Source organism: Streptomyces sp. NPDC020299, from assembly GCF_044387825.1.
Taxonomy (GTDB): Bacteria; Actinomycetota; Actinomycetes; order Streptomycetales; family Streptomycetaceae; genus Streptomyces.
This window is the reverse complement of the sequence record NZ_JBIRWL010000005.1, coordinates 52333-68705: the sequence shown is the minus strand read 5'-3', so window position 1 is coordinate 68705 and position 16373 is coordinate 52333. Positions and strand designations below refer to the sequence as shown.

The window sequence follows — 16373 nt, the reverse complement described above, 5'->3', positions numbered from 1 at the left end:
ATATGTTGAACATGGCAAGGAGTGCGAGACTCCTTGCCTTTGTCGTGTGCGGTGTCGTCGTGTGCGGTGTCACGGACGGATCGTCAGCCAGTCCAGGGCCGCCACCTGGGGACCTCCCTTCGCGACGAGGTACAGGGTGTGGATGCCGGCCAGTGGACGGCGCAGGGTGAGCGACTGCTCCCGCCAGGTGTCGGTGGCGCCGGTGGCGCGTACGGGCAGGGTCGCTGCCACCGGCCCGTCCGGGGCGTCGAGCCGGAGCTGGAGCGCGCAGCCCGCGGCGCAGGTGGAGGCGAGGCGCACGGTGAGCCGGTCACCGGTCACGCTCGCCCGCCGGAAGCCGATCCGGTCGCCGGAGCCCAGTACGCCGGTGGCGGCCGTGCCGCGCGCGACGCCGCGCACGGTGGTGGCCTGCTCGGCCTGGAGCGTGGCGGAGGCGTCGGGGCCGTCGCCGTACAGGCGCAGGTCGTTGACCACCCAGGGAGCGGGGCCGCTCGCGGTGAGCGTGATCCGGACGTACCGGGCCGTCTGGGCCGGGAAGACCGCGTCCTGGGTGAAGGACCGCCCGGAGACCCGGGCGAGGGTCCTGCTCCAGTGCGTGCCGTCGCGGCCGGCGGACACGGAGAAGCCGTACGGCTGCCCGCTGGTGTCGCGCCCGGCGTCGAGGGAGAGCCCGTCGAAGGTCCTGGTCTCGCCCAGGTCGACGGTCAGCGACTGGCCGGGGGTCTGCGCGGCGGCAGCCGTCCAGCGGGTGTTGATGTCCCCGTCGAGGGCGGCGGAGGCGTCGGTGCCGTCACTCGCGGTCGCGGTCCAGCCGCCGTGCCGGACGCGCTGGCCGCAGCCGGGGAGGTCGCAGCCGGTCGCCCAGACCGGCGCGCCGTACTCGTACGCGCCGATGTCGGGAGCCGCGCCCCGCACGTCCGTGGTGATCCCGTCGATCGTCTCGCCCGCGTCGATGGCGGGTGAGCCGTCGGTGAGCCACAGTTCGCCGTTGACGGCGTCGGTGTAACCGGGCCTGTCGGTGATGAGGTTGGAGCGGACCACGGGCAGCGGGTCGCCGGTCCGGGTCGCGCTGACCGGCATCGGTCCGACGATGTTGCTGAGGTACGAGCCGGAGGCGTCCGTCGCGCCGCTCAGCAACGCCGAGTTGCCGTTGATGCCCACGCCGTAACTGGAGTTGTGGTCCTGGTTGGCGATACTCGGACCGGTGTGGCCGTTGAAGAACGTACCGCGGCCGCCGGTGTTCCAGGCGACGTTGTGGTGCAGCAGGAAGTGCCCGGAGTAGTTGTCGACGTAGAAGCCGACCTGGCCGTCCGCGTCGTGCGAGGTGTTGTGGTCGATGGAGCTGCCGGAGGCGTCCAGGCTGCAGCAGACGTAGAAGGGGGAGCCGTCGCGGGAGGTGCGCATCGCCTCGGACATGTCGTTGTAGGCGATGCGATTGCCGTGAAACTGCGTGCCGTTGAGTTGCCAGGCCGTGTCGATGGAGGCGCGTCCGGTGCGCCGGATCGTGTTGTGCGTGACCGTGTGGTCATTGCCGTTGATCTCGATGCCGGGTGTGTAGCTGCCCATCCAGCCGACGTCGTGGATGTAGTTGTTGCTGACCGTGTTGCCGGTGCCGCGCAGCAGGACGCCGTCACCCGCGGACCGCGAGATCTCGCTGTTCTTCAGGGTGTTGCCCGTGCCGAGGATCTGCACGCCCGAGTCGAGGATGCGGGAGGCGACGATGTGCCCCTCGAACGGCGGGATCGCGAGGTCGCTGTCGGGCGGCATGGGGAGGGTCGAGAACTCGGAGATGTAGGTGGCATGGAGTCCGTCGATCACAACTCCCGTGCTGTCGTCACCCGTTCGCAGGGACGTGCCCCACAGGTTCAGCCCGCGCACGGTGACGTACGAGCTGTCGCTCAGGTCGACGCCCCACAGGCGGTGCTTGGCGGTCACCGTGTGCCCGGCCATGCCGCCCTTCGGCGGTACGAGGTAGAGCCGGTGCGCGGATGTGTCGTAGTACCACTCCCCCGGCTGGTCGAGCGCGGCCTTCGAGCCCACGAGGTAGTAGTTGCGGTAGTTCTGGTTGCCCATGCACAGGGGCGGGCAGCGGTAGTTGCCGCCCTTGAAGTCCAGCTTGCCGGGTGAGGTGGCGGTGACCGTGCCGGTCTGCTGGGCCCACGGGTTGGAGCCGGCCCACAGGTGCACGGTGGCGCCGGTCCAGTCGGCGTCCGGCAGGTCGGTGTCGTCGATGTGCTGGTCGGTGGAGGTGGGATCGGCCTCGGCCCAGGTGGTGTTCAGCGGATCGGCGCCGGAGTTGGGCCAACGTCCCTCGGCCGCACGGTCGTTGTCCAGGAAGACCGCGTTGAAGTCGGGGTCGGGCGGCAGGTTCGTGTCGGCGGCGACCAGTCCGTCCCCGGCGTCCTTCCAGCCGGTCACCGGCTCGGTCCCGTCGACGGTCACCGGGCCGTCGCCGTACGCGGCGAGGGTGATCGGGGCGTCCTTCGTGCCGGAGGGCGGGGTGATCTGCTCGCGGTAGGTGCCGTGGTGGACGAGGCAGGTGTCGCCGGGGCGGACGCGTAAGAGGCAGGCGCCGATGGTGCGCAGGGGGCTCGACGGGGAGCCGTAGGCGTGGTCGCTGCCGGAGGGGGCGACGTGGTAGGTACGGCGGGGGCCCGCCGCGTGCGCCTGGACCGGGAGGGCCAGCAGCGCTGTGACGGCGGTCAGTACGGACAGGTGTCTCAGTCTCATGTCCCGTCTCCAGTGGTCGGGGGTTGCCGCCAGGCCGCCTCGGCTGCGGGGCCGGTGGGAGCGCCGAGCACCGCGCATCTCAACCAGTGCTCCCCGGGCGGGATGTGACCGGTCAGCATGGGCAGTGCCGTGCGCCGGGCCAGGACGTTGGTGCCGGGCAGGCAGTCGACGACCTCGCCCTGGCGTACGCCGTCGAGATCCCGTAGACCGGTGAGGCCCGCCGGTGCGGACGCGCGGGCGTAGCCGACGCCGGCCCTTCGGTTCACCCCTGTGTCGCGGTCGACCGCGAAGGCGCCCTCCGCCGTGTGGAGGGTCCGCCCGGTCCGTACGCGGTGCCTGCGTACATGCCACGGGGGCGCGGCGGTCAGCCAGGTGGTGATCTCGACATCGGGCCAGGGCCACCAGGTGCCGAGCACGGTGTCGCCCCTCAGGTGCCAGCCGGCCGGTTCCTCGCGGGCCCGGTAGTGCCTCCCGCCGTCGTCGCTGAGCGCGAGCATCGAGTCGTACGCGCCCTGCTCCAGCCCGAGCGTCCCGCTCGGCAGGCTGAAGCCGAAGCGCGTCGAGTAGGCGAACTTGGCGTACTTCGCGGCGCCGTGCCGTACCCAGGGGTGGTGCTGGCGTCCGGCGAGCAGCGTGACGTCGCCGTCCGCGCGCATCAGGACCGCACCGGCGTGCGGCTGGGAGCTGACCGTCGGGAGAAGCGGGGCGGGCTGCTCCGCGGCGGTCCAGAACGGGTGGTCGGCGGGCAGGGCGAGCGGCAGGAACGCCTTCAGGGACCAGTACGGTGAGCCCGGCGCGTTGTACTGCTCGGCCAGCTCGGGTTGCGGATAGCCGTACCCGATGGTCAGCAGCCCGTCCGGACCGGTCACCGGACGCCCCTGCCACCAGCGCAGATGCCTCAGCAGATATCCCTTGGCCTCTCCCCACGGCAGCGCGTCGACCCCGGCGAAGGGCAGCGCGCCCCAGAACGCGGCCTGCGCCCAGCGGTAGGTGAGGCTGCGGCCGTAGGGGACGGCGGCGCCGTCGTCGGCGAACCAGTGCCGGAAGTCGTGCGCGAACCGGGCGGCGCGCTCGCGGAACCGGTCTCCGTCCCGCGCGAGTTGGGCGTACAGCAGGCCGTAGAAGTGCATCGCCCACGGCACGTAGTAGTCGCGGCGCTCGGTCGGTCCGTCGGAGTACCAGCCGTCGCCGAGCCAGAAGGTCTCCAAGCGGTCGAGGCGGGCGGTGATCAGCTCGCGGTCGTAGGCCACGCCCACCCGGTCCAGGCCGAGGCCGATCAGCACCGGGAAGAAGTGCCAGTTGTTGTCCGCCGTCTCGCGGGGCAGGGCGCTCAGCAGCCAGCGGGCCAGCCGGTCGCGTTCGGGGCCGGTGAGCGGGTCCCAGAACCGCTCGGGCGCCAGCGCGAGGGCGAAGCCGATCGCGGCCATTTCGACGATCCGCTGGTCGCGGTCACCGGGCTCGCCCCAGTACTCGGGGTGGCCGGGGTCACTGCCCGAGGCCAGGCCGCGCGCCCAGAGTTCCGCGTACGGCACCTCGCCCTTGCCCGCGGCCAGGGGCGCCAGGCCCCACAACGGGCGGGCGAAGGACTCCAGTTCGGCGGCGGTGTCGTCATGGATGGCGGTGTTGGCGCCCAGGCGCACCCGGGCCCGCCCCGCGCTGAAATGCGGTACGACGGCCTCGGCCAACCCTCGGACGTCGTCCTGGAGTTGCTCCCTCATCAGCCCTTCTCCGCCCCGGCCAGCAGCCCTGTGCGCAGGAAACGCTGTGCCACCACGAACCCGACGAGCAGCGGCGCACAGGCCACCAGACCGGCGAGCGCGGCCTCCGGCTGGTGGATGTCGAGGTCGGCGAAACCACTGGAGTTGTTGACCGCGCCGGTGGACTGCAACAGGGACATCAGACCCAGCTGGAGGGTGAAGGTGCGGTCGTCGGAGAGCATGACGAAGGGGAGGAAGAAGTCGGTCCAGCAGCGGACGAAGCCGAAGAACGCGATCAGGGCGATCGCCGGGCGGGCCAGCGGCACCGCCACCGACCAGAACAGCCGCAGTTCGCCCGCGCCGTCGACGCGCCCGGCGTCCAGCAGGCTGTCCGGCAGGTTGGCCTGGAAGTGCAGGAAGGCGAGGTAGACGCCGAACGGGTAGAAGGAGAGCGGCAGGATGACCGCCCAGACCGTGCCGGTGAGGTCGACCGCCGACATCTCCAGGTACAGGGGCAGCACCAGGGCGGCCGGGGGCAGGATCATCGTCACGACGGAGAGGGTGAGCAGGGTCCGGCGGCCCGCGAAGTCGTGCTTGGCGAGCGCATAGCCGGCGGGCACGCAGAGCAGCAGGGCGAGGACGACGCTCGCGCCCGCGTAGATGACGGAGTTGCCGATCCACAGGGTGATCTCGCCGTCGTTGTACGACATCAGGTGCTGCCAGGCGTCGCCGACGTTGCCGAGCGCGCCGAAGCCGAGCGGGGATCCGGTCGTCAGGTCGTCGGCGGTACGGGTGGGCGCGAGGAGCAGCCAGAGCAGGGGCAGTGAGAAGAAGACGGCGGCGCCGAGCAGGAACAGGGCGCGGGCGCCGCGCGAGAGGGCGGTCATGGTCCGACTCACCCGGCTTTCGTGGTGTCCGTGGCGTACATACGGGTGCGGGTGATCACGATCCAGGCGGCCAGCAGCCCGACCGCGAGCATGGCCAGCGACAGCGCCGCCGCTTTGCCGAAGTCGCCGTCCTGGGTGGCGTAGACGTAGGCGAGCTGGTTGACGGACCAGGTGGGGCTGATCTGGCCGGGGGTGCCGGTGCCCAGCACGGTGGGTTCGACGAAGACCTGGCTGCCGGCGGCGAAGCTGGAGATCAGTACGAAGGCGACGTAGGTGCGGACCATGGGCAGCTTGATGTGCCACATGGTGCGCCAGGCCGACGCCCCGTCGACCTGGGCCGCTTCCAGGACGTCCTTGGGGAGTGCGGTGAGCGCCCCGTACAGGACGACGATCCAGCCGCCCGCGTGCACCGCGACACCCATCACGGCGAGGACGGCGATCAGACTGGAGCCGGAGAGGGCGTCCGTGGCGCTCTTGACGTCCATGAGCTTCAGCAGCGGTCCGAACGGGCTGTTGCTGGGGCTGACCATGAACAGCCAGAGCAGGGCCGCCGCCGAGCCGGTGACCGCTCCCGGCAGGTAGTAGACGAGTTGGAAGGCGCCGGAAGGCCGGCCCGGCCTGGCGTGCAGGGTGAAGGCGAGCGAGAGGACGGTCAGCAGCAGGACGGGCAGCCAGAGCAGGAGGTACAGGGTGACGTTCTGGGCCGCTTCGCCGAGCCGGTAGTCGTCGAGGACGGCCGTCCAGTTGCGCCCGCCGGCCCAGGAGCCGTCGTGGACGAAGGAGGTCCACAGGGCGTATCCGGCGGGCGCGAGTCCGAAGACCGCGAGGAACAGGGTGTACGGGCCGACGAGGATCCACACCGCGGTGGTGCGGCTCCGGTGCCCGCGGCGCCGGGGCCCGGCCGGTGCGGCGGTGGCCGTCGCCGGCGGGCGGGTGGGGGTCAGCGTCATCGTCCGACCGTGTATGCGCTGGTCCCGGCCGCCGCGGCCAGCTTGTCCTGCCAGCTCTTCAGCGCGTCGCCCAGGTCGCCACCGGAGTCGGCGGCCTTGCCGACGGTGTCGTTGAAGCTCGCCTGCCATTCGGCCTCGAAGCGGACGGCGCCGAAACCGGGGCGCAGCGCGTTCGCCGAAGCGGTGACGGCGGGCATCGGGTCGGAGGCGTAGTAGGGGTCCTGGGACTTGGCCTCGCCCCACTTCCGGGCGGCCGCCGCGAACGCGGGGTAGGTGGGCTGCTTCGCCTGCAGGGCGACGTCGGTGGTCATCCATCGCACCAGGTCCACGGCCTGCTTCGTACGGTCCCCGGCGTGCGCGGAGACGAGGAGGGCGCCGCCGCCGACCTGGCCGGCGTAGGACGTGGTCTCGCCGGGCCAGGTGGGCATGGGAGCGGCGGCGATCCGCCCCTTGGGGATCTTGAAGGCGGGCCCGAACATGAAATCGCCGAACCAGGCGGGGCCCGGCAGCATCAGGAGCTTGTTCTCCTTGCCGAGCTTGGCGAAGGCGGGGTCGGTGGGGACGACGGTCGTGACCGCCTTGGCCCTGGCCATCGGCTGGAGCAGGTCGGCGACGCGGGTGCAGTTCCGCTGGGTGAGGTCGATGCGGACCTTGGTGAGGCTGAGGGTGTCGCGGGTGGGGCAGCCGCTGCTGCCGAAGTAGATGCCGGCGCCGTACTTGCCGTTGATCGCGCCGACGACGGTGCCGGGGTGGTCCTTGGCCGCCTTCAGCCCGACCTGCTGGTACGCGGCCCAGGTCCTGGGGACCTCGTAGCCGTAGCTCTTCATCAGCTTCGCGTCGTACCAGAGCACGGTCGGCGCGATGTCGTTGCGCAGGCAGTACGTCTTGCCGCCGAAGGTACAGGTGTCGAGGGAGCCGGGGGTGAATCCGTCGCGGACGGACTTCGGTACGAGGCCGTCGAGCGGGGCCGCGTAGCCGAACCTGTCGCTCGCCAGGGTGGCGGCCTCGGCCGGGTTGGCCAGGAAGACGACGTCCGGCCAGCCGCTCTTGGTGCGGTTGGCGAGCGAGACCTTGGTGGGGACATAGCCCGCGTCGGGCGGGATGGTGACGATGCGCATCTTCAGGTCGGGGTGCGCCTTCTTGTACTGCTGCGCCGCCGGGGTGCGGGTGTTGTCCACCCACACCAGCAACTCACCCTTGCCGCCGCCCGAGGTGTCGCTGCCGCCGCCGGTGCCGCCGCAGCCGGCCAGCAGGAGTGCCGCGGTGGCGGCCAGGGAGGCGGCGCGCCACCTCCGGTCCGGACGCCATCTCTTCATCGAGAACCACCTGCCGCCTCTACACTGGAGGGTTGGATTGCGATAGTTTTCGCAAGCTGCGACCGCTCCGGAAACGTAGGAGATTCATCCGATGACGTCAACAGTCCGGACAGGATCCGGTGAAGCGAGGCGGCGCACTCTGGCCGAAATCGCCGATGAGGCAGGCGTTTCAGTCTCCACCGTCTCCAAGGTGCTGCACGACAGATCCGATGTATCGCCCGAGACCAGGGCCAAGGTGCAGCGACTGCTGGAGAAGCACGGCTATCTCGCGCGGCAGCGGCCCGCCGCCACCGCGGCGCCGCCCGGCGGGCTGATCGATCTGGTCATCAACGAGTTGGACAGCCCCTGGGCGGTGGAGCTGATCCGCGGCGCCGAGGACGTGCTGCACGAGGCGGGCATGGGGCTGGTCGTCTCGGCGACGCACGGGCGGCAGAAACGGGCGCGCCAGTGGCTCGACTCGCTGGCCACGCGCCCCACGCGCGGCGCGATCCTGGTCGTACCCGAACTCACTCCCGGGCAGCAGGCGGACCTCGCCGGCCTCGGCATCCCGTACGCCCTCGTCGCACCGATCGACGAGCCCGCGCCGGGCATCCCCTGGGTGGGCGCGACCAACTGGCCCGGTGGGCTGGCCGCGACCCGCCACCTCATCGAGCTCGGCCACCGGCGCATCGCCGTCATCAGCGGCCCGGAGCGCCGGCTGACCTCACGCGCCCGGGTGGACGGCTACCGCTCGGCACTGACGGAGGCCGGGCTCCCCTTCGACCCGGAACTCGTCCGCTACGGCGACTTCACCCACGGCCTGGCGCATCAACACGCCCTGGATCTGCTCGCGTTGCCCGACCGCCCCACGGCGATCTTCGCGGGCAGCGACCACCAGGCCCTGGGCACCTACCGTGCGGCGGCCGAACGGGGACTGGGCATCCCCGACGACGTCAGCGTGGTCGGCTTCGACGACCTGCCGTTCGCGGACTGGGTGACCCCCCGCCTGACGACCATGCGCACTCCCCTCGCCGACATGACCGCGCTCGCCGCCCGGATGGTGCTGCGGCTGCTGTCGGGCCAGGAGCCGGAGACCACGCGGGTGGAGGTGGCCACGGAACTGGTCGTACGGGAGAGCAGCGGACCGCCGGCGAAACGGTGACGCCGGTCAGGCCGCCGTGTATCCGAGCTGGCGCCGCATGAAGGGGGTCATGAGGGTCTTCGCCTTGGCCAGGGTGGTGGTGCGGGTTCCGAGGACCGCTGTCTCGCCGCCCGGCACGGGCAGCATGGTCACGCCGTCGGCCGGGCCGAACGGCACGATGAGCGGGGTGCGGTGGATCGCCCGGTAGGAACGGGACTTGCTGCTGTGCCGACCCGAACTGCGGAGGTAGGAACGGATGTTGTGGAAGGCGACCTCCGCCTGGGCCAGCGCGGCAGGGGTGACCTTGAGCTCGCCGACGTCGTTCACGTCGCCGACCGCGAACACGTCCGGCCGGCCCTCGACGCGGAGCATCCGGTCGACCTTGACGTGGCCCGTTCCGTTCAGCCAGTCGCCGTGCCCGGCCAGACGCAGCCAGAGCGTGTTGGGGGTGGTGCCCGTGGCCCAGAAGGAGACGTCGGCGGCGAGGACGGCGCCACGGGCGTCGCGGTAGGTGCCGAAGTCGTTGCCGGGCGACATGAAGGCGTCGAGCCGCACCTCCACGTCATGCGACTCCAGCCAGGCCCGGGCCTTCCGGCCGGCGCGGGCGCTGCCCGTGGAATGCAGCAGTTCCTGCCCCGCGTGCGCGAGGGTGACCCGGGCGTCCGGCCGGGCCAGGCGGATCTCGGCGCTGAGTTCGACGCCGGAGGGGCCACCGCCGACGACGAGGACGTGCTCGGCGATGGCGACCTTCCGCTGGTGCTCGGCGAACGACTTGGCCGCTTCCTCGGGGGTGCTGCCGGTGAAGCGCGCCGGTTCCGGGTAGTCGGCGCCCGTGGCGATCACCAGCACGTCGTAGGGGAGCCGGTCCCCCGTGGCGAGTGCGACCTCACGTGCGACGGGGTCGACGCGGACCGCCTTGCCCACGACCACCTGGCCGTTGCGCAGCAGCCGGTCGTACGGGATGAACGGGGTCGCCGTCCACTCCGGGCGCACACCGGCGCGCAGGGAGGCGATCCGGTGGAAGAAGACCTCCTTGCGGTCCACGAGCGTGACGTGCGCCGTCGCGTCCAGCCGTTTCGCCAGGCGGACACCCGCGTAGCCGCCGCCTATCACCACTACGTTGCCTTCTCGCACCGGAATCTCCTGCGCTGTGGGGGGATTGGGCGCGAGATTAACACTTGAAACTTAAAGCGCCTGGAGAGCTCTGTGTGAGTACTGTGAAGGGGACGTTCACCGTGTCCAGTACAGGATGTTACGGAAACGTGCCTCGGCGCGGCCCGAACCGTGGTTGTACACGCCGTTCTTGAAGTAGCGGGTGGCGGGACCCCGGTCGGCGACGGTCAGGACGAGGGAGTCGTCGAAGTAGACCTTGATGCTCCCGGTCCCGCTGCTCGCCGCGTGGGCGATCTTCACGTTGAACCAGGTGTCGTACGCGCCCGTCCTGAGCACCGTGCCGTCGTAGCGCCGCACGGTGCCGCCGTTCGTGTCGTAGACGTTGAGCATGATGTCGGTGGCGGGGGTGCCCGAGGGGTGGACGCCCCGCAGGATCTGGACGAAGGAGGCGCCGTCCGTGCCGGACGGGAGGTAGACGTCGGCGTCCCACATGTGGTCGCCCGTGGTGTAGTCGGCCTTCCAGCGCATCTCGGTGCGCGGGTCGGTGGAGCTGCCCTCCTCGAACGGCTCGTCGGTGGCGTACACCCACATGCGGTGCACGCCGCCGCTGTAGCTGTGCCGGTCGGCGAGGTCGAGGTTCCAGGGCTTGTGCCAGCTGTAGGTGAACGAGGTCCGGGTCCAGCCGTCGGTGGGGTCGGCGGCCGCGACGGCGGGCGTGGCGGCCGGGAGGGTGAGTGCGGCGCCCCCGGTCAGCAGGCCGGCGCCGGCCCGTAGGACTGATCTCCTGTTCATCGTGTGTCCTTTCCGGTGAGTCAGTTCCCGGTGAGTGAGTGGAGGTCGATCGCGTCGGCCATCGCCCGCAACCCCGTGTCGTCGAAGTGCAGGTGGTCGCCGGAGTCGTAGTCCGGCAGGATCCGGTCGGGCGCGGCGGGGTCGCGGACGACCGCGTCGAAGTCCACCACCGCGTCGAAGATGCCACCGTGCCGGATCAGGTCGTTGACGGACTGCCGTACGGCCTCGCGGGCCGTGGTCCAGCCGCTGTTGCCGCCGTACGGGGTGATCGTGCCGCCGACGACACGGATGCCCCGGGCGTGGGCGCGCGCCACGATCTCGCGGTACGCGGCCTCGAAGGCGGCGGGATCGGTCTGATTGGGGCTGCCCTTGATGTCGTTGATGCCCTCCATGACGACCAGGGCGCGTACACCGCTGCGGGAGAGCACGTCGGCGTCCAGCCGGGACAGGACGCTGGGGCCGGTGCCGTCCAGCAGCACGCGGTTGCCCGCGATGCCGGCGTTCAGCACGCCGAGGCGCTCGCGCGGCGGCAGTTCGCGCAGTCGGGCGGCGAGCCGGTCGGGCCAGCGGTGGTTGGCGCTCGAGGTCGAACCGGAGCCGTCGGTGATCGAGTCTCCGAGCGCCACGACGCTGCCCGCGGCGGGTGCGCCGAGCACGTCGACGCCGGTCAGGTAGTACCAGGAGCCGGTGGCCCTGGTGTACGACGCGCCGTCCTGGTCGGCGGTGTGGTCGCCGGCCGGGGCGAGGAAGGAGGTCTGCAGGCCGGAGCGGTGGTACGTCGCCGGGCCCGAGTCATGGGGCGTGTACAGGCTGACCAGGAGGTTGGCGTCCGCGGGCACCCGCAGCGGCACCGGATCGCTCACCGCGTCCCGCCCCGCCGGTACCGCGGCGGCGGTGGCGCCGTGGAAGGTGACCGTGCGCACCGAACCGGGCACGGCGTTCGGGCTCTTCGGGGAGCCGGTCTCCTGTACGGCCACGGTGACGGCGCCGAGTTCGAGCGGCGCCGTGCCGAGCCGGTTGGAGATCCGGATCCGGGCCGCGCGGCCGCCGAGGCTGGTGTGGATCACGTTGCGCACCGACTGGTCCGGGAGTTGGGCGACGGTGCCGGAGGCGGCGGCCTCCCAGGTGCCGGTCCAGGGGCTCTTGTGGGGGTGGCCGGACGGGGCCGCGCTCGCTGGAGACGGCTGCAGCACAAGGGGCAGTGCGGCCGCGAGAGCCGCGAGTAACGACGCGATCGAGCCTCTGCGCATGGAGGGCCGTCCTTCCGGGCGGGAGACGGAGGCGGGGCAGGGAGCGGGATGCGAAGGCAGGCAACTCCAATACATCGGAGGAGTCAAGGACTTGAGTCAGGATTATTCATGTGAACGTGAAGCTCACAGCGGCGTGTTCAGCCCAATACGCCTTCACCACGCAACTGTTGGCCTTGTTGACAGAGACACGCAGGGTGCCTAGGTTCGCCGATACACCCGATGTATCGACGATCCGTCAGGTCTGGAGGACTACGATGACCTCGCAGCCGGAGAAACGTTCACCGGTGCCCCGCAGAGCCGTACTCGGGACCGCCCTGGGCGGAGCGGCAGCCTCGGCCCTGCCCGGAACCGCTCATGCCGGACAACCCTCGGCCGCGGCGCGACCGACGGGCACCAAGGCCGCACGCCCGTGGAAACTCCGCGACACCATGACCACCGACGGCGCCTGGGACCGGTTCCTGCGCGGCCAGGACCTGCTGTGGACCAGGCTGCCCACCCTCTGGTACGAGGGCCCGTTCCTCGGTGACGGGCTGCTCGGCAGCATGGTCTACCAGGAGCCGGGGGCCAACCGGATCCGCTTCACCGTCCAGCACGGCCGAGTCCAGGACCACCGGCCGGAGTTCGGCAGCGGATGGGGCACCTGCCGCCTGCCGGTCGGGCATCTCACGCTCGAACCGGCCGGCACCATCACCGCCGTCGACTGGCGGCTGAGCCTGTGGAACGCCGAGCTCACCGGCACCGTCACCACCACCGAGGGCACACTCACCCTCTCCGCCCTCATCCACGACGAGGTCTTCGCCGCCCGTGTGACGGCCGGCGGCGGGGAACAGGTCACCTGGACGTTCCACCCGGAGGACGCCGTCAGTCCCCGGCACATCAGCGAGGCCCCGCCCGCCGGATACACCGCCAACCCGCCCTGGACCGCCCGCACCGCCGCAGACGGCACCGAACAGGTGCTCCAGCCCCTGACCGGCGGCGGCCAGACCGCCACCGCGTACCGCCGCACCGGCCGCGACCTGCTGCTCAGCGTCGGGCACAGCTCGCCCTCCGACACCGCTGCGGAGACCGACTCGCTGCGCAACCTCCGTCGCGCGAAGTCGTACAGCGCCTTGCGGCGACGGCACACCCGCTGGTGGCACGAGTTCTACGGCAAGAGCTTCGTCTCGTTCCCCGACCAGCGGCTGCAGAGCTTCCACTGGATCCAGCTCTACAAGGTCGCCTCCGCGAGCCGCGCGGGCGGCCCCGTCATGGCCACCTCCGGCCCGTGGCTGGAGCCCACCCCGTGGCCCGCGGTCTGGTGGAACCTCAACGTGCAGCTGGAGTACTGGCTCATCCATGGCTTCAACCACCCGGAACTGGACTCGCTCGCCACCACGCTGCGGCAGAACCAGGAACAGCTCATCGCCAACGTGCCGGCCGCCTACCGCGCGGACAGCTCCGGTATCGGCCGCAGCTCCGACATGTTCGCCGACCGGGAGGTGGGCAGACCCGGCACCGGCGCCGAGACCGGCGACCTCACCTGGGCGCTGCACAACGTGTGGCTGTCGTACCGGCATTCCATGGACAAGGCCCTGCTGCGCGACACCGTCTTTCCGGTGCTGCGCCGGGCGGTCAACTACTACCTGCACTTCCTCACCCCGGGCAGCGACGGCAGGCTCCACCTGCCGAGCACCCTCTCCCCCGAGTACCCGGTCGTGCCGCCGCAGGACACCAACTACGATCTGGCCCTGATCCGCTGGGGCTGCCAGACGCTCCTCGACTCCGCCGAACTGCTCGGTGTGGACGACGAGTTGAAGCCGCGCTGGCAGGAGGTGCTGGCCCGGCTCACGCCGTACCCGGTGGACGACAACGGCTTCATGATCGGCGCGGACACCCCGTACGCGCAGTCCCACCGGCACTACTCGCACCTGCTGATGGTGTACCCGCTGTACCTCGTCAACTGGGACCAGCCGGAGAACCGCGAGCTGATCGCGAAGTCGGTGGCCCGCTGGCACGCGCTGACCGGCGCCCACCGGGGCTACAGCTACACCGGGGCCGCCTCGCTGTACGCGATGACCGGCGACGGCGACACGGCGATCACCTACCTGCGGAAGTTCTTCGACCCCACCACCCGCTACCCCTGCCGGGCCAACACGCACTACACCGAGGCCGGTCCGGTCATCGAGACGCCGCTGTCCGCCTCGCAGTCGCTGCACGACATGTTCTGCCAGAGCTGGGGCGGCGTGATCCGCGTCTTCCCGGCGGTCCCGGCCGCCTGGGCGGACGTCACCCTGCGCGACTTCCGCACCCAGGGGGCCTTCCTGGTCACCGCCGTCCGGAAAGCGGGGGTCACCCGGTTCGTCCGGATCGAAAGCCTGGCGGGCGAGCCCCTCAAGCTCCGCCACGGTCTGACCGGTCCACTCACCGTCCTGCTCGACGACGGCACCCCCGCCCGCACCCACGACCTCGGCGACGGCACCCTCGCCATCGACCTGCCGCGCGGCCGTGAGGTGCTCGTGCACTCCGGTTCCCGGCCCGACCTCGTCATCGCGCCCGTCGCCGTCAGCGAACCGGGCGCGGCCTGGGGACTGCCGTAGCGGCCACACACCTCGGCCACACACCTCGGAGGGATCACATGGCAGTCGCTCTCAGCAGAACCAGAACCGCGGTCACCGCGCTCTGCGCCGGTCTGGTGGCCGCACTCTTCACGTCCGTGCCCGCGCACGCCGAGCAGCACGAGCGATCGTGGTCGGTGTCCGAGGCGGCACACGCACCCCATGCGCGGATCACCCTGGACGGCACCACCGGCACCCTGAGCCTCGTGGTCTCCCGTGACGGCCGTACGGTCCTCGAGCCGTCACCCGTCGGCATCGTCACCGAACAGGCCGACCTGTCGAAGGGGTTGCGCTTCCTGCACCGCAAGGACCGTACGGTGAAGGAGCGTTACCGGGCGAAGTCCGGGAAGCGGCTGGACCGCAGGGTCCGGATGAGCGAGACCCGGTTCTCCTTCGCCACCACCGCCGGCGCCCGGCTCGACCTCGTCGTCCGCGCCTCCGCCGACGGCATCGCCTACCGCTACGTCCTTCCCACCGGGTACGGCGACGTCCTCGGCGAGACCTCCGCGTTCAACCTGCCGCCGGACGCGGGCGCGTGGCTCGGCACCTACCGGGTGGACAACGAGGGCCAGTTCAACCAGTACACCGCCGCGACCGCCCCCACCGGCGAGTACTCCGACCAGGCGCTCTTCTCCACCGCGGGCGGCTACACCCTGCTCGCCGAGTCCGACCTCACCGGCGCCTACTCGGGCGCCCGGCTCGCCCACGACCAGGGCACCGGCACCTACCGGATCAAGCTCGCCGACGACCGGGTGCACACCGCCGGCCCTCTCGCCACCCCCTGGCGGGCCATGGTCACCGGCGACCTCCCCACCGTCACCCGGTCCACCTTCACCGACGACCTCGCCCCCGCCGCCAAGGCCGGCGACACCTCCTGGGTCCGGCCCGGCACCGTGCTGTGGACCTGGCTCGCCGGCGGCAAGACGGCAGGCCAGAGCCTCGCCGCGCAGAAGGCGTACGTCGACTACGCCGCCGAGCGGCACTGGCCGTACGAGGCCGTCGACTCGGGCTGGTACTTCAAGAAGGACGAGTGGGACGTCACCGATCCCGACTGGCAGACCACCAGCTGGATGCCGGAACTCGTCGAGTACGCGCGCGCCAAGGGCGTCGGGATCGTCGTCTGGATCCACCAGCGCGACCTCGACACGCCCGAGGAACGCGCCCAGTGGCTGCCCACCCTGGAGCGGTGGGGCGTCAAGGGCGTCAAGATCGACTTCATGAACTCCGAGGCGCAGTCCATGCTCCAGTGGTACGACACCATCCTCCCGGAGACAGCCGCCCACCACCTCATGGTCGACTTCCACGGCTCCACGATCCCCAAGGGCATCCAGCGCACCTGGCCGCAGGTCATGACCCTGGAGGGCGTCGGCGGCGAGGAGAAGCGGACCAACACCGCCACCCACCTGACCACCCTGCCCTTCACCCGCAACGTCATCGGCTCCATGGACTTCACCCCCGGCGCCTTCCAGCGCGTCGGCCTGCGCCCCAACTCCGACGCGGCCGAGGTCGGGCTCACCGTCGCCTACGAGTCGGGCCTGCAGATGTTCGCGGGCACCCCCGAGTCGTACGACGCCCGGCCGCTCGCCCGGGCCTTCCTCGACCAGGTCCCCGCCGCCTGGGACGACACCCGGCTGCTCGCCGGGCAGCCCGGTCAGGAGGCCGTGCTCGCCCGCCGCAGCGGCGACCGCTGGTTCCTGGGCGGGGTCTACGCCGGCGCCGCCCGCACGGCTTCGGTGCCGCTGTCCATCGGCTCCGGACGGTGGCTGGTGGAGACGATCCGGGACGGCGCCGACGGCCTGGTCCAGGACCGGCGGGTCCTGCGCGGCGGCGACACCCTCGGCGTCGACGTCACGGCCAACGGCGGCTTCGCTTCGATCGCCTGCCGCTGGCACCCGGGCGTCACCACCTGCTACCGCTGACAGCC

11 protein-coding genes are annotated in these 16373 nt (G+C 71.3%); 3 read left to right on the top strand and 8 right to left on the bottom strand.

Features of this window, described 5'->3' with window-relative positions; translation table 11 throughout:
* Positions 1 to 69: 69 nt before the first annotated feature.
* Genes ACH45E_RS14670 through ACH45E_RS14650 form a run of 5 tightly spaced genes read right to left on the bottom strand, consistent with a single transcriptional unit; the run spans position 70 to position 7580 of the window.
* Positions 70 to 2730 (bottom strand): discoidin domain-containing protein, encoded by a 2661-nt coding sequence (locus ACH45E_RS14670; RefSeq protein WP_361439001.1) that lies wholly within the window; start codon positions 2728 to 2730, stop codon positions 70 to 72.
* Positions 2727 to 4448: a DUF2264 domain-containing protein gene (locus tag ACH45E_RS14665; protein WP_361439003.1), complete on the bottom strand. Its 1722-nt coding sequence runs from the start codon at positions 4446 to 4448 to the stop codon at positions 2727 to 2729. The genes ACH45E_RS14670 and ACH45E_RS14665 overlap by 4 nt, the downstream gene beginning before the upstream one ends.
* Positions 4448 to 5314: a carbohydrate ABC transporter permease gene (locus ACH45E_RS14660; protein ID WP_361439005.1), complete on the bottom strand. Its 867-nt coding sequence runs from the start codon at positions 5312 to 5314 to the stop codon at positions 4448 to 4450. Before ACH45E_RS14660 ends, ACH45E_RS14665 begins: the two co-directional genes overlap by 1 nt.
* Positions 5315 to 5322: 8 nt before the next feature.
* Positions 5323 to 6264, bottom strand: coding sequence for a sugar ABC transporter permease (locus ACH45E_RS14655; RefSeq protein ID WP_361439007.1), 942 nt, complete (start codon positions 6262 to 6264; stop codon positions 5323 to 5325).
* Positions 6261 to 7580: an extracellular solute-binding protein gene (locus tag ACH45E_RS14650; protein WP_361439009.1), complete on the bottom strand. Its 1320-nt coding sequence runs from the start codon at positions 7578 to 7580 to the stop codon at positions 6261 to 6263. Before ACH45E_RS14650 ends, ACH45E_RS14655 begins: the two co-directional genes overlap by 4 nt.
* A gap of 91 nt (positions 7581 to 7671) precedes the next feature.
* Between ACH45E_RS14650 and ACH45E_RS14645 the strand changes: the two genes are divergently transcribed.
* Positions 7672 to 8721: a LacI family DNA-binding transcriptional regulator gene (locus ACH45E_RS14645; protein WP_361439011.1), complete on the top strand. Its 1050-nt coding sequence runs from the start codon at positions 7672 to 7674 to the stop codon at positions 8719 to 8721.
* Positions 8722 to 8727: 6 nt separating this feature from the next.
* Here ACH45E_RS14645 and ACH45E_RS14640 read toward each other — a convergent pair whose 3' ends face one another.
* The 3 genes from ACH45E_RS14640 to ACH45E_RS14630 all read right to left on the bottom strand — a co-directional run bounded on the left by ACH45E_RS14640 (position 8728) and on the right by ACH45E_RS14630 (position 11855).
* Complete coding sequence (locus tag ACH45E_RS14640; RefSeq protein ID WP_361439013.1) at positions 8728 to 9834, bottom strand: FAD-dependent oxidoreductase; 1107 nt, start codon at positions 9832 to 9834, stop codon at positions 8728 to 8730.
* A 96-nt stretch (positions 9835 to 9930) separates the two neighbouring features.
* Positions 9931 to 10605: a polysaccharide lyase family 7 protein gene (locus ACH45E_RS14635; RefSeq protein WP_361439015.1), complete on the bottom strand. Its 675-nt coding sequence runs from the start codon at positions 10603 to 10605 to the stop codon at positions 9931 to 9933.
* Positions 10606 to 10625: 20 nt separating this feature from the next.
* The gene (locus tag ACH45E_RS14630) at positions 10626 to 11855 is read right to left on the bottom strand and encodes an SGNH/GDSL hydrolase family protein (protein ID WP_361439017.1); all 1230 of its coding nucleotides are present in this window, start codon (positions 11853 to 11855) and stop codon (positions 10626 to 10628) included.
* 254 nt (positions 11856 to 12109) lie between these two features.
* Here ACH45E_RS14630 and ACH45E_RS14625 point away from each other — a divergent pair, with 254 nt between their 5' ends.
* Together ACH45E_RS14625 and ACH45E_RS14620 are read left to right on the top strand one after the other, a co-directional pair.
* Positions 12110 to 14431, top strand: a complete 2322-nt coding sequence (locus ACH45E_RS14625; RefSeq protein ID WP_361439019.1) for a glycosyl hydrolase family 95 catalytic domain-containing protein — start codon at positions 12110 to 12112, stop codon at positions 14429 to 14431.
* A 38-nt stretch (positions 14432 to 14469) separates the two neighbouring features.
* Complete coding sequence (locus ACH45E_RS14620; RefSeq protein ID WP_361439021.1) at positions 14470 to 16368, top strand: glycoside hydrolase family 97 catalytic domain-containing protein; 1899 nt, start codon at positions 14470 to 14472, stop codon at positions 16366 to 16368.
* Positions 16369 to 16373: the final 5 nt, after the last annotated feature.

What these genes read in the sequence shown, in the direction of transcription:
- ACH45E_RS14665 (WP_361439003.1), bottom strand. Translation starts at nt 4,448, where the DNA reads ATGAGGGAGCAACTCCAGGACGACGTCCGAGGGTTGGCCGAGGCCGTC.
- ACH45E_RS14620 (WP_361439021.1), top strand. Translation starts at nt 14,470, where the DNA reads ATGGCAGTCGCTCTCAGCAGAACCAGAACCGCGGTCACCGCGCTCTGC.
- ACH45E_RS14625 (WP_361439019.1), top strand. Translation starts at nt 12,110, where the DNA reads ATGACCTCGCAGCCGGAGAAACGTTCACCGGTGCCCCGCAGAGCCGTA.
- ACH45E_RS14635 (WP_361439015.1), bottom strand. Translation starts at nt 10,605, where the DNA reads ATGAACAGGAGATCAGTCCTACGGGCCGGCGCCGGCCTGCTGACCGGG.
- ACH45E_RS14670 (WP_361439001.1), bottom strand. Translation starts at nt 2,730, where the DNA reads ATGAGACTGAGACACCTGTCCGTACTGACCGCCGTCACAGCGCTGCTG.
- ACH45E_RS14655 (WP_361439007.1), bottom strand. Translation starts at nt 6,264, where the DNA reads ATGACGCTGACCCCCACCCGCCCGCCGGCGACGGCCACCGCCGCACCG.
- ACH45E_RS14645 (WP_361439011.1), top strand. Translation starts at nt 7,672, where the DNA reads ATGACGTCAACAGTCCGGACAGGATCCGGTGAAGCGAGGCGGCGCACT.
- ACH45E_RS14660 (WP_361439005.1), bottom strand. Translation starts at nt 5,314, where the DNA reads ATGACCGCCCTCTCGCGCGGCGCCCGCGCCCTGTTCCTGCTCGGCGCC.
- ACH45E_RS14630 (WP_361439017.1), bottom strand. Translation starts at nt 11,855, where the DNA reads ATGCGCAGAGGCTCGATCGCGTCGTTACTCGCGGCTCTCGCGGCCGCA.
- ACH45E_RS14650 (WP_361439009.1), bottom strand. Translation starts at nt 7,580, where the DNA reads ATGAAGAGATGGCGTCCGGACCGGAGGTGGCGCGCCGCCTCCCTGGCC.